10 protein-coding genes are annotated in these 12,769 nt (G+C 43.0%); 1 reads left to right on the top strand and 9 read right to left on the bottom strand.

From position 1 onward, the window contains the following. Window positions 1-139: 139 nt before the first annotated feature. The 8 genes from HMPREF9009_RS22865 to HMPREF9009_RS22830 form a co-directional block, all read right to left on the bottom strand. Complete coding sequence (locus tag HMPREF9009_RS22865; protein ID WP_049703481.1) at window positions 140-1,006, bottom strand: glycine betaine ABC transporter substrate-binding protein; 867 nt, start codon at window positions 1,004-1,006, stop codon at window positions 140-142. Between the two features lie 20 nt (window positions 1,007-1,026). Next, window positions 1,027-1,851: an ABC transporter permease gene (locus tag HMPREF9009_RS22860; protein WP_008025959.1), complete on the bottom strand. Its 825-nt coding sequence runs from the start codon at window positions 1,849-1,851 to the stop codon at window positions 1,027-1,029. Beyond that, window positions 1,848-3,074, bottom strand: a complete 1,227-nt coding sequence (locus tag HMPREF9009_RS22855) for a quaternary amine ABC transporter ATP-binding protein (protein WP_049703480.1) — start codon at window positions 3,072-3,074, stop codon at window positions 1,848-1,850. Before HMPREF9009_RS22855 ends, HMPREF9009_RS22860 begins: the two co-directional genes overlap by 4 nt. Before the next feature lie 299 nt (window positions 3,075-3,373). Next, window positions 3,374-3,712: an MGMT family protein gene (locus HMPREF9009_RS22850; protein ID WP_049703479.1), complete on the bottom strand. Its 339-nt coding sequence runs from the start codon at window positions 3,710-3,712 to the stop codon at window positions 3,374-3,376. Between the two features lie 176 nt (window positions 3,713-3,888). Next, the gene (locus HMPREF9009_RS22845; RefSeq protein WP_369798504.1) at window positions 3,889-6,669 is read right to left on the bottom strand and encodes a substrate-binding domain-containing protein; all 2,781 of its coding nucleotides are present in this window, start codon (window positions 6,667-6,669) and stop codon (window positions 3,889-3,891) included. 446 nt (window positions 6,670-7,115) lie between these two features. Beyond that, window positions 7,116-8,234: a toxin-antitoxin system YwqK family antitoxin gene (locus tag HMPREF9009_RS22840; protein ID WP_008025950.1), complete on the bottom strand. Its 1,119-nt coding sequence runs from the start codon at window positions 8,232-8,234 to the stop codon at window positions 7,116-7,118. A 206-nt stretch (window positions 8,235-8,440) separates the two neighbouring features. Beyond that, the gene (locus HMPREF9009_RS22835) at window positions 8,441-9,328 is read right to left on the bottom strand and encodes a carbohydrate kinase family protein (RefSeq protein ID WP_008025948.1); all 888 of its coding nucleotides are present in this window, start codon (window positions 9,326-9,328) and stop codon (window positions 8,441-8,443) included. A 35-nt stretch (window positions 9,329-9,363) separates the two neighbouring features. Further along, complete coding sequence (locus tag HMPREF9009_RS22830; RefSeq protein WP_049703477.1) at window positions 9,364-10,530, bottom strand: MFS transporter; 1,167 nt, start codon at window positions 10,528-10,530, stop codon at window positions 9,364-9,366. Between the two features lie 15 nt (window positions 10,531-10,545). On the opposite strand from HMPREF9009_RS22830, the gene HMPREF9009_RS25530 reads away from it, so the two are divergent. Then, complete coding sequence (locus HMPREF9009_RS25530) at window positions 10,546-10,767, top strand: hypothetical protein (protein WP_083444244.1); 222 nt, start codon at window positions 10,546-10,548, stop codon at window positions 10,765-10,767. A gap of 106 nt (window positions 10,768-10,873) precedes the next feature. Here the strand turns inward: HMPREF9009_RS25530 and HMPREF9009_RS22825 are convergent, their stop codons facing one another. Then, entirely contained in the window at window positions 10,874-12,709 is a 1,836-nt protein-coding gene (locus HMPREF9009_RS22825) for a glycoside hydrolase family 32 protein (protein ID WP_049703476.1), read from the bottom strand. Window positions 12,710-12,769 lie beyond the last annotated feature (60 nt).

Here is a 12,769-nt window from a genome sequence, read left to right as displayed (position 1 = left end):
TAAATATAAAACGGTAATCTTGTAGAAGATTACCGTTTTTTTATTGTATGAACTCTGTCTAACATAAACAGTACTCCCTTTTTCCCACTAGAGTTCATGTCTATTTTATATTTAAAATTAAGAATCACAATGCTCCAATCTATTTATTCTCTGACTTCGGAATCCAACTATCCACCAACTGCCGATGTTCATCCCTCCATTTGCGGGCTATTTCTTCTTCATCCATCCGGGCATCCTTCATAGCTGTCATAAAAGAGCTAAGTTCTTCTGTCGTTAGTTTGATGTTACCAAAGAATTCGGCAGCAAACGGATCTTTCTCACTGAATCCTTTCCATGCAATAGCATGTATTTCTTCCAAGTCTCCATATACTTTCTTCGGATCATCCAAGAATTTCAAGTCAAACTGGTCGAACATCCAATGTGGTGTCCACCCCGTGATGACAATCCATTCTCCTTTGTCCATCGCTTTTTTCAAAGAAGCCAGCATGGTGGAACTACTTGAAGTCATGAGGGTATACCCATCAAGTCCGTAAGCAGCAATGGCCTTATCGGTCGTCTTCATTATCCCTGCTCCTGCATCAATTCCTACTATTTCAGAAGAGAAACGGTCTTTATTAGCTTCCAGCTCACTAATAGACTGGATCGTAACATATTGAGGAACAACCAGTCCTACACGGGCTTCTCCATACACCTCACCCAGAAATTCGATGCTGTCTCCATACTGATCCATATAATCTTTCATCGTTATTGGTAACCAGGCATCCAGAAAGACATCAGATTTCTTTCCGGACATAGATACAAAGATGGGGGCAAGGTCAGCATTTTGCAGTTCAACCTCATATCCATGTTCTTCCAATACCACCTTAGCCAAATGACTCATGGCAATACCTTCCAACCAATTGGCATAGGCTATTTTTACTTTCTTTTTCTCTAAGTCTGAATTAGTACAGGAAGCCAGCAAAAGCATAGCTGACAATACTATTCCTACTATTTTATATATTCTCATACGTATTTTATCCTTTCCGTTTAGTTCTTATTTTTTCGTCCTGCCATTCCTTGTGTGATACGGTCTAAGATGATAGCTAAAATAACAACTGCGATACCACCTTCAAACCCAAGTCCGATTTTCATTTGGGTAATACCTTTCAATACAATTTCTCCCAGACCACCGGCAGCAATCATGGCAGCAATGACAACCATAGAAAGCGACATCATTATTGTCTGATTGACACCTGTCAGGATGGTTGGCAACGCCAAAGGAAGCTGCACTTTATACAATAACTGCCAACGGGTAGCCCCGAACGAACGGGAAGCTTCCACTACATTTTTAGGAACTTGCCGTATTCCCAATCCGGTAAGGCGGACCACAGGAGGCATAGCAAAGATAATGGTGGCAAACACTCCCGGCACTGCTCCCAATCCGAAAAACAAAACGGCAGGAATCAGATAAACAAAAGCAGGCATCGTCTGCATCAAGTCGAGAACAGGACGGAGTATTTTCTCTGCACGCGGACTGTTTGCCGTCCACACTCCTAAAGGTACACCAACAATCAGAGCCAGACAGGTAGATGAAAAAACGAGAGCCAGGGTTTGCATAGTAGCCTCCCAAAATCCCATTCCATAAATCAGTAATAATCCCAATGCGGTGAAAATTGCCGTACCACGTCCTGCCTTCATCCATGCGAGTGCAGCAAGCACTAGAATGGTTATATAAAAAGGTATTCCAAAAAGTACGTGTTGGAATCCTATAATAAAACTACCGATGCCTGCATTTATGGCATCAAAGAAAGTGGAAAAATGTACCATCATCCAATTGATAGCCATCTCTATATATTGTCCTATATTTATCATAAGTCTATTGCGTTTTGAATTATTTCGTTTATTTCTGCTTTATCTTTTCCGGTCACTTCGATGATTAAGGAGGAAAGCGGGATTGTTCCTAAAAACTCATGCGTCTCATCAATCACCCATACCGGCGAATTGCTCTTTGTCATTAAAGGAAGTATATCCTCCAACACTGTATCCTCCAATACAGAATGCACTTCGGTACGCACAATCGTTTCAATGGATTTTTCCTGTCTGCTACGTAACTTAAGCAGGTCGTTCAGACGTACTTCTCCGACCAGTTTATCATCGGCGTCTATGACAGGTAATACGGTGATATTCTTCGCACGCATCTTACGAATCAATACTTCAGGTCCCTCTTTCTTCAGACGGGCCACCAGTGGTTTGTCAATCATTAAAGAAGAAGCGGTGATAATTTTACTCCTGTCCACGTTTTCAACAAAACGGGCTACATAATCGTTAGCTGGTTCGGTCAGTATTTCTTCTGAAGTACCTACCTGCACCACCTCTCCGTCTTTCATAATAGCAATACGGTCGCCCAGTTTAATCGCTTCACTCAAGTCATGGGTAATAAAGACAATTGTTTTTTTCATCTTCGATTGCAAAGCCAACAGTTCATCCTGCATTTGCACACGAATTAGAGGATCGAGCGCAGAGAAAGCCTCATCCATTAGAAGTACTTCAGGATTATTAGCCAGAGCACGGGCCAGTCCGACACGCTGTTGCATTCCACCGGAAAGCTCGCCCACCATCTGATTTTCATATCCTTTCAATCCGACAAGCTTCATACTTTCCATCGCTTTCTTCTCACGTTCCTCTTTTTTCACTCCCTGAAGTTCGAGGCCGAACGCGATATTGCTCAATACGGAACGATGAGGTAACAGACCAAAATTCTGGAAAACCATCGCCAACTCTTTCCGGCGAACTTGCAATAACTCTTTTTCGGATATTTTAGATATATCTACTCCGTTTACAAGTACTTGTCCGGCAGTAGGACGTATCAGACGATTGATACAACGCAGTAATGTCGATTTTCCACTTCCCGAGAGTCCCATTATCACAAAAAACTCTCCTTCATTAATTGAAAGATTGGCATCTTTCACTCCTACCGTACAACCGGTATCTTTCAGAATTTCCTCTTTACTCTTATCTTTTTTCAACATCTTGAGTGCTTTCTGCTTCTCGTGACCAAAGATAAGGTACAAATCCTTTATTTCTATTTTACTCATATAATATATTGGTTTAGATTATAATATTTGTTTTGTTTTCAACTGCCGCATTCCTTATTCTCACTTACGATAAACAAGTTGAATGTTCGCATGGTTCAGTCATGTCACATGATAACATGACGGTCCGACGTTTTTTAAATGGTTTAAAAAAAACAGACAGAGTAGTTTAAAAGGAATAGAATTTGATAAGATTATCCTCTCAATGAACAGTAGAAAACAGTATTTTCATAAATAAATAACAGTCTGTTCTTGCATATTGTTGGCACAAAGGTAAGGAAAATAGATTAAATATGCAAATTTCATTCAGATACGGAGTAATTCCAAAGATGCTTTTTCAAGTCTACGCATCCATTTTGCTTGAAAGAGATCCCTTCTTCCAACAAGAGTTGTTTCTGCTCTGTCCACCCCGGAACAAGGCGTCCCGATGCATTGACAACCCGGTGACAAGGCACAGATAAATCATCCGGAATCTGTTTCAAAGCACGCCCCACCATACGGGAACATTGAGGCATTCCCAATAATGCGGCAATTCCCCCATAGGTAGAAACTTTACCTACCGGAATTTCCCGAGCAACCTGATACACCTCTTGACAAAAGGATGCGGAGAGACTCGCTTTGTCTACTTTATAATCTTTCATCGTTTAGACTTTATTTATTTCATTTCCAAAGCTAGATAAAAAGAAGAGAATTTGCAAATAATAAGAACAACAGTACCCAACAAACACCTGTTTCATGTTTGGGAAATTTGTACCTAAAACACAATAACATACGCTTATATGCTTGATTTACCATATCTCAATCAAAGAAATAAGTTCTATCCTTTCCTCTTCAGCAAATCTGTCGGACTTTCTCCAAACTGCTCTCTATAACATTTGGTAAAATAAGAAGGAGAGCTGAAACCGACTTCATAACCAATCTCTGCCACTGTCATATCCGACGAAGCAAGCAAGGAAGCAGCTTTCTTTAAACGAGCGATACGAAGCAATTCATTCGGAGAATAATTAGTCAAGGATTTTATTTTGCGATAGAGCTGCACACGACTTAATCCCATATCCTTACCCAAATCCTCTACATTCAAATTTGAATCTCCCATCTTTGCTTCAATTAAAGCCTTGAATTTTTCCACAAAGTCTTTATCCATATCGCAAACATCCTCTTTCGCCAACGTTTGTCCGTCACCAAAGAACTGTTTCAGGCGGCGATGTGAATCTATCAGATTACGAACGCGTGCCAACAGCAATTGCGAACTGAAGGGCTTGGAGATATAAGAATCCGCACCTCCGTCATATCCCTGAATCCGTTGTTCATCCAAAGAACAGGCTGTCAATAAGATGACAGGGATATGGCAGGTTTGCAGTTCGCTTTTCAGCCGACGACAACACTCTATTCCATCAATACCAGGCATCATCACATCAGAGATTATCAAGTCCGGGACGTATTTCATTGCTTTGCGGATGCCCTCCGAACCGTCTGCTGCTTCAATTACAGTATAATCGGTATGGAGTAATCCGCGTACATACGAACGGATATCTGCATTATCATCAATTACCAAAACGGAAGGCTTGGAAGAATCATAGCCTTTTTCCAGTTCCTCTTCTTCGGCAGCTAAAGTTTCATTCAGGTTGGAAGAGGCAGGAGAACCGGGAGAAGCAGGATTTAAAGGAACTGCAGAGATTGATGACTTTAGAGAATCTTCGGCCAGAATAGTCTCACAAGTCTGTACCGGTAAATCAACGGTAAAGACAGTGCCCTGCTTTTCATCACTTTCCACAGAAATTGTACCTTTATGCAATTCAACGAAAGCTTTGACCAATGCAAGCCCGATTCCCGAACCGGCATGGTGCATGTCTATTTTATAAAAACGATCGAAAATGCTCCGAATATGTTCGGCGGAAATCATTGAACCGGTATTGGCAACAGTAAAACGAATCCAGCGAGTATCCTCTTTCGTTAAGGAAGATAAACGAACCGTTATCTTTCCATTTTCCGGTGTGAACTTGAACGCGTTGGAAAGCAGATTAAAATAAATACGTTCCAACTTTTCCATATCCGCCAATGTATGGTAATCCGTATCCGGCATATTATCAAAAGAGAAATGAATGTGTTTCTTCCGGGCCGCTGCAAGGAATGATTCGTTCCAGCCCTCAAAAGAGGAAAGAACATCTATCTGAACAGGTGTATATTCCATCTTACCGTTCTCGTATTTACGGAAATCCAGAATCTGATTGACAAGACGTAAGAGGATATTCACGTTTCGTTGAATCAGCATCAACATTCGATGCTGATCTCCACTTAGTGTATGATCGGCCAATAAATGTTCTACCGGATCGGCAACCAATGTAAGCGGAGTACGGAAATCGTGAGATATATTTGTGAAGAACACCAGTTTGGCATGCGTTGCCTCTTCCAGTTGATGAGAAAGCTGGATGAGCTGATCCCGTTGCTCTTCCAGTTTGTCCCGCTGTTCTTCTAATTGGTCACGTTGTTCCTCTAACTTGTCCCGTTGCTCTTCCAGCTGTTTCTTCTGCTCGGAAAGTTCCTTATTCAGACGATTTTTAGCACGGAGAGATTTATAGACTACCAATAATAAGCCTGCCACCAATAGAAGAATAACCAAACCGCCATACATCACCACCTGCTGTGTAGCAACCCGAGACAGATATCCGCCGATACGTCCGTTCAATGTTTCAATCTTCTGATCCAGTTCCGAGATGTGAGTTGTCTGAAGTTGCATGACATGCGCATTCGTACGGTCGACCACCGCAGTGTTCATGACCGTTTCCCGGGGATAAGGCTTTTTCTCAAGGATATTCATTGCCAGTTGCATCACTTTGTCGCCATTGGTCGGATAAATAAAAGTTGCATTCAACACACTGTCGAGCACCATTTCCAATCCGTTGCCTTTGCCGGGGAGAGCATCGATACCGACAAAAATCATTTCCTTCTCCCGTCCCACTTTCTTTGCAGCCTGATAAGCTCCTGGAGCGATACGGTCATTATGCGCATACACGGCATCTATCTTCGGATGCCGACGGAGCATACTATCCATTTCCACTTCCGCCGGTTCACGCTCCCACGCAGCATCCGCTTTATCAATCAGTTTGATATCCGGAAAGTTACTGATAGCAGCCATAAATCCTTGATGGCGTTCCATGGCAGGAGTTGAGCCACCCAGTCCGGTAAGTTCCACCACATTCCCTTTTCCTTTCAGGCTTGACGCAATATAATTGCCTACCGCACGTCCTATTTCATAATTGTCGGCACCAATATAAGCAGTATATTTATCAGAAAGAATCTTCCGGTCTACCAGGATGACAGGTATTCCCTTTTGATAGGCTTCCTCTACAATCGGAGTCATGGGGGCCGCTTCGTTGGCAGAAATAATCAATAAGTCAACCCCTTCATCTATAAAATAATGAACGTCCTCCGCCTGTTTGCGATTATCATCCGCAGCCGACCGGATTTCAACCGATACTCCATCATAAAACATTGCTTCGCGGAGAATTTCATCATTCATCTTATGCCGCCAGGAGTCATCGCTGCATTGCGCCACCCCGATACGGAAACGGTGTGTGTCCTGCCGACAAGCCGTCATGCCAAGAAGACAGAGCAAGACTGCTATCCACTTCGTATATCCCATCATTCTAATCATTCTCATTTTTTTCGTATTTCTTTCTATGACCTAAATAGACGATTGAGAACAAAAATAAGAAATAAAACTGTGAGTATGCTATCTATCACCCAATTATTCTCATCATTACCCTCCAAAGAAATGCAAAACAGTTCCCAATATTCAACCGGAAATTATTAACAAAAGTATAAAGCGTAAGACAAACACTCAATAAATGTTATAAAACATCTCTTTTTATTTGGATTATTTGCAGATTTAGCAGAAGTCCGTATCTTTGCAATGTGTTTTTCATAGTATTAGATTTAAGGTTAACAAAGGTTGGAGCAAGGCGTTGCTCCTTTTTTTATGTCTGTACGGCTACGCCTTGCACTCTGTATAACACCTACAACCTATATGACAGTTGATAAGACCTAGTTTTCATCCCATTCCCTTTCCAGTTTGCCATCAATGGTATAAAGTTTCCAACGTCCTACCCGGTGACCGTTCTTATATTCTCCACATTCGCGGAGCTTGTTATTCTTCACATAACGAGATTCAAAAGGACCGTTTTGCCGTCCGTTGACGTATGTAGAAGTTTCCCAATAATCAAAGCGATTGTCCACCACTAACTGGCGTGCTTTTCCGTGCAGTCTGCCAAACTGATAGGTTGCCTCGTACTTCAATTCGCCATTTTTCAAGTCATATTCACGATAGATTCCGTCCTTGCGGTCATTTTTCAGATAATATTCTTTGGTACGCATCCCTGTCTCGCCACTGTATGAAACGTGCAGGCCTTCTTCTTTTCCATTCAGATAAGTTTCAATTACAATGGTATCGCCACTCTCTGCAATCTCTGTCCAACGACCGTTCTTCTGCCCATTCTTATAACTACCCAATACATGAGGAGCTCCAAAAGTAAAGATGGACGAATATTCTCCATCCTTCAACCCTTCGTTATTATAATAAACCGTTTCGTATAGTTCATAAGTACCCTTCATGAAAGTATATTGTTTCCCTACTTGTTTACCATCCTTATAATTATGGTCCATCCGCAGAGTTCCGTCATAATCATACGACAAATGTTTTCCATCCTCCTTGCCCATCCGGTAGTTTTTCTCACTTTCTATTTTTCCGTCAGTAAAGAACGTTTTGCTCGTACCGTTCAACTTTCCTTCCTTATAAGACTTTTCTTCTTTCAGTTTACCGTCAAACTTAGAATAGATTTTAAATAAGCCATTCTTCCGTCCATCTTTGTAGACGCCTTCATTTATCAGAATGTTATCCAAATGCTCTTCATATTTGCCATCATAAAAACCATCTTTAAAAGAGGCCAGTATATACGCAGAGTGATAACCGTCAATGATACGATGTTCGCCGTTGAGCGGTTTTTCCGTCATCAAGTCTCGGTACAAGAATCTTCCGTCGCCTACATTAACGACAGATACCTGATCGATTTTAAACTCTTTTTGTGCTAATGAGGGAAGGGCTATGCATAGAAGCAAAAATACATTCCAGCATTTCGAGCGGAATAAAATAGAAACGTGTTTCATAATGTGACATTCTCTTTTTAGTTATTATCTTGTGAATCGTGCAAAGATATACAATTAGCTAAAAATCTAACAATAAAAAGAGAAGAAAAGAGGTGATATCCGAAAAGATTTGAATTAAAAAAATCCTCCTTACTACAACATACCGTAGTAAGAAGGATTTTCACTTTTGGATTCTTTTCGTCCCTACATTTACATCAATAGAGAAATTACATCAGCCTGTCTTTCAAAACCTGCGGAAGTTCGGGCATTGCACCGCTTTGCGTGCAGACATAAGCAGAAACTTCAACGGCAAGTTTGTGAGCTTCGGGAACCGGTTTTCCATTCAAAATGGAAGCACAGAAAGCAGCCGTAAAAGAATCACCTGCCCCCACCGTATCGGCAACCGGAACTCTCGGCGTCTCCTGGAAAGAGACAACACCCGGAGTAAACACATAACTGCCATTAATTCCGCAAGTCAGAATCAACATCTTCAGGTTGTATTTTGCCAACAGAATCCAGCATTTGTCCTGTAAGTCGATGCCGGGATAGCCAAACATACGGCTGATGGTCACCAGTTCTTCGTCGTTTATCTTCAGAATGTTGCAACGGCGGAAAGATTCGCGCAATACCTCTTTGGTGTAGAAGTCCTGGCGGAGATTAATATCAAAGATTTTCAGTTGTCCGTCTATGTCGGGCATCGTATCCAGAAAACGGTTGATAGTGGCACGGCTCACTTCATTACGTTGAGCCAGGGAACCGAAGCAAACGGCACGCGTACTCAATGCCAAACGTTTCAGTTCATCCGTGAAAGGTATGTTATCCCATGCCACGCCTTCTTTGATTTCGTAACAAGGCACTCCCTCGTTATCCAGTGTTACCTGTACCGTACCGGTAGGATAATCCACTTGTTCAATCTGCGTTTTCAGTTTCTTCTCGTTGAATACGTTCAGAATCTCGTCTCCCAACTCATCCTTGCCCACGGCACTCACCACGCGACTATCAAAACCAAACTGTGATACATGATAGGCAAAGTTTGCCGGAGCACCACCTATTTTCTTTCCTTCGGGCAACACATCCCAAAGTGCTTCGCCCATTCCTACGATTATATTATTCATGATCTACGGATTTTATTGTTTCCAAAGTTATAAAATTATTTTTTAATACGGAACGTATAGAACAAGAGATAAAGCACGCCCACTGTCATTACGGCTACTGCCCCACTCTGTCCCATGGCATCGGATGCTACTCCCATAGCTAACGGAAATACCGTGCCGCCGAACAGTCCCATAATCATCAGACCGGAAACTTCATTCTTCTTACCCGGCAGGTAAAGCAATGCCTGCGAGAAGACTACGGAGAACACATTGGAATTGCCGAAACCAATCAGACCGATGCATACATAAATCATTGTCTTGTCATGGAATATAAACAAGCCTGCCATCGCTATCAGCATCATCACAACGCTAATGCCGAAGAAAGACTTCGGTGACATCTTACGTAAAATGAAAGAACCGAGGAAGCAGCCTGCCGTACGGAAGATGAAATAAAGGCTTGTTGCAAAAGCCGCATCGTCGAGTCCCATGCCGAGACGTTCCATCAAAATCTTGGGGGCAGTGGTATTTGTTCCCACATCAATTCCAACGTGACACATGATGCCGATGAAAGAAAGCAGGATAAACGGTTTGCCAAGCAAAGCGAGACATTGTCCGAAAGTAGACGGTTTGCCTTCTTCTTTTTCTTCTTTAATCTGTGTGACATTGAGCAACAGGATAGCGATAACGGCTACAATCATGTAAATCGGGAACAGGATGCGCCAGCCTAAATCGAAAGTCGGAATGGCTTGTGTCGCTCCCCACATGGCAATATAAGGAGCAAGGAAAGAGGCAATGGCTTTCACAAACTGGCCGAAAGTCAGGCTACTTGCCAAACGGTCGCCACGTACGATGTTAGAAAGCAACGGATTCAGGGAAGTCTGCATCAACGCGTTTCCGATGCCCAGAAGGGAGAAAGAAATCAGCATCAGCATATAGCTGTCTCCGAAAACCGGCAATAACAAAGAAGCAGAAGTCACAAGCAAACTAAGCAATACGGTTTTCTTCTGACCGATGCGGCTCATCAACATGCCTGTGGGTACGGAGAAAATCAGAAACCAGAAGAATACCAGTGAAGGGAAGATATTCGCCTGCGAGTCCGACAGACCGAGGTCTGCCTTTACATAATTGGAGGCAATGCCTACCAGGTCAACAAATCCCATGGCAAAGAAGCAAAGCATCACCGGGATTAGTTTGGAAAGGGAAGAGTTTTTACTGTTTTCCATTGTTTTATCTTTTATATGATGAATTCTGTTTCCATAAGGCGGGGAGCACACAACCTTACGGTAATGTACACGTCAGTCCTTTATATTGTTGGTGTATCTCCCGTTTCTTGTTATGCTAAAGCTACGGTATTGTTACCTTCCCACGGTCGTGGTGACTTCTCTTCACGGCTGTGGGAAGAATCTACCACGGCTGTGGTAGGATCTCGTCACGGCCGTGAAGAACTACCAATAGCTTAAGTTTAGAGCAACTATATCCCCGCTTTATGGGTACTCTCTCATTGGGAAAGAGGAACTCTGCCCTAAAGAAACAGGGAAAGAACGCATGGAGCGGAATAGAACGGGTTTATGGTTTCAACTTGTAAACTACAAATGAGTCTACCTTATAAGCTCCTCCTTTACTGTAAAAGTCGATATGATTGTAAGGCTCCGAAGGGAATACCTGATTGGTCATCGCAAAGCGTCCACCGTCTCCAAAGGCCTCAACGCTGGATTTATCAACAAACAGGCGAAGTTTTAATGCATCTTTTCCGCTTTCAATAGCTGTCCAAGTCAACATCGGGAAATTCTCATTGAAGCTGACCTTTCCGCTCTTGCGACGATCCATCGAGAATTTCTTTTCTTTCATGTCATACTGCATATCCACTTCTTCGCCTTTGTCATTGTAGAGACGGAAGCCGATTACGTCTGCATGTTGATTTTCAATCGTCAGTTCTATTTCGTATGCACCGTCATTGCTGGGAATCATTTCTTTGATTGTGCGTGTTCCGTTTACTTTGAACGAGCGTTTCTTGGAAGCATCACGCAAAGCCAGCAGTTCGGGAGAGGGAGCTGATTGGAGGTAAGTCTCACCATCTACGGTAAACAGGCTCAAGTCACGGGGAACGGAGTTCGGGCTACGGTATTGGGAGGTAGGAACATCGTTTGCGTATTGCCAGTTGCTCATCCATGCGATAGCGATGCGGCGGTTGTCGGGAGCATCACTCCAAGTCACGGTGGCATAATGGTCTTTTCCCCAGTCCATCCATTTGGTTTTGGAGGGTGATTCGTTTACAAACTCTTTTCCGTTGAAGGAGCCTACAAAATATTGAGTAGCCGAGTCACCGAAAGGACCGTCGCCGAGGCTGCAAAGCAGTACCCATTTCTTTTCATTTGTTCCTTCTACCGGGAGTTCGAATAAGTCGGGACATTCCCAAACGTTTCCGTGTGCGCCGTGTCCTTTGCCGAAGCTGCTTTCAAATGTCCAGTCTTTCAGGTTGGGGGAAGAGAAGAATTGCATTTCCTGTCCTACCGCCAATACCATGATCCAACGTTTGGTGCCTTCGTACCAAAATACTTTCGGGTCGCGGAAGTCGCGGGCTTCAGATACTAATACGGGATTGTTTTCGTATTTGGTAAAGGTACGTCCGTTGTCGGTGCTGTAAGCAATACTTTGCACCTGACGGTCGCCGTTTTGTGTATAGATGGCGACGATGGCGCCTGCACCAAAGCCGGCGGTATTATGATGATCTATCACGGCGGAGCCACTGAAGATAGTGCCGAATGCATCCGGGGCGATTGCCACGGGGCGATGTTCCCAGTTTACGAGGTCTTTGCTGATTGCATGTCCCCAGTTCATATTTCCCCATTTTGAACCGTAAGGGTTGTATTGGTAGAAAAGGTGGTATTCGCCGTCTTTATATACCATTCCGTTCGGGTCGTTCATCCATCCGTAGAGGGGAGAAAAGTGATAGGTGGGACGGAACTTTTCACGGTTGCTTGTATCGAACGTGTCGGACAATTTCATTTCCTTGCAGCAAGCAGTGTTATCCGGTGAAAGGTTGACACGCACCGGGTCGTTGGAGTTCATTTTAAATTTGAAAGAGATTAGTTTGCCGGAATAGTCGGAAAGGTCTACCGGAACAAAGTAATCGACTTTATGGATGGCCAGACGGACATCGAAGTTCTTTACCTCTTTATTATTAACAATCATGCTGATACGCACATCGGGCGATGCATCTTCTACGGGCAACAACAGATACTTCTGGTTAGTGTTGACACGTACGAGGCAATGTCCTTCTCCTAAATCTTTAATTAATAGAGGAGAGTTATCCGCACGGGCGGATAGAGAGATATTCATCACAATCATACAAAATAAAACCGCGAAGGTTTGAATTTGTTTGGAAGAGAGTCTTAAATTCATGCTTTATGGTATTAAGGTTGTTACAGTGCAAAGATAGGCGCTCCGGGATGAAACGCCTAT

Source organism: Bacteroides sp. 3_1_13 (assembly GCF_001185845.1).
GTDB classification, from domain to species: Bacteria; Bacteroidota; Bacteroidia; order Bacteroidales; family Bacteroidaceae; genus Bacteroides; species Bacteroides xylanisolvens.
The sequence above is the reverse complement of the archived record's forward strand: the minus strand, read 5'-3'. Positions and strand labels throughout refer to the sequence as shown.

Coding starts and splice junctions, on each gene's coding strand:
- HMPREF9009_RS22865 (WP_049703481.1), bottom strand. CDS start 1,006: ATGAGAATATATAAAATAGTAGGAATAGTATTGTCAGCTATGCTTTTG.
- HMPREF9009_RS22860 (WP_008025959.1), bottom strand. CDS start 1,851: ATGATAAATATAGGACAATATATAGAGATGGCTATCAATTGGATGATG.
- HMPREF9009_RS22855 (WP_049703480.1), bottom strand. CDS start 3,074: ATGAGTAAAATAGAAATAAAGGATTTGTACCTTATCTTTGGTCACGAG.
- HMPREF9009_RS22850 (WP_049703479.1), bottom strand. CDS start 3,712: ATGAAAGATTATAAAGTAGACAAAGCGAGTCTCTCCGCATCCTTTTGT.
- HMPREF9009_RS22845 (WP_369798504.1), bottom strand. CDS start 6,669: ATGACGGCTTGTCGGCAGGACACACACCGTTTCCGTATCGGGGTGGCG.
- HMPREF9009_RS22840 (WP_008025950.1), bottom strand. CDS start 8,234: ATGAAACACGTTTCTATTTTATTCCGCTCGAAATGCTGGAATGTATTT.
- HMPREF9009_RS22835 (WP_008025948.1), bottom strand. CDS start 9,328: ATGAATAATATAATCGTAGGAATGGGCGAAGCACTTTGGGATGTGTTG.
- HMPREF9009_RS22830 (WP_049703477.1), bottom strand. CDS start 10,530: ATGGAAAACAGTAAAAACTCTTCCCTTTCCAAACTAATCCCGGTGATG.
- HMPREF9009_RS25530 (WP_083444244.1), top strand. CDS start 10,546: ATGATGAATTCTGTTTCCATAAGGCGGGGAGCACACAACCTTACGGTA.
- HMPREF9009_RS22825 (WP_049703476.1), bottom strand. CDS start 12,709: ATGAATTTAAGACTCTCTTCCAAACAAATTCAAACCTTCGCGGTTTTA.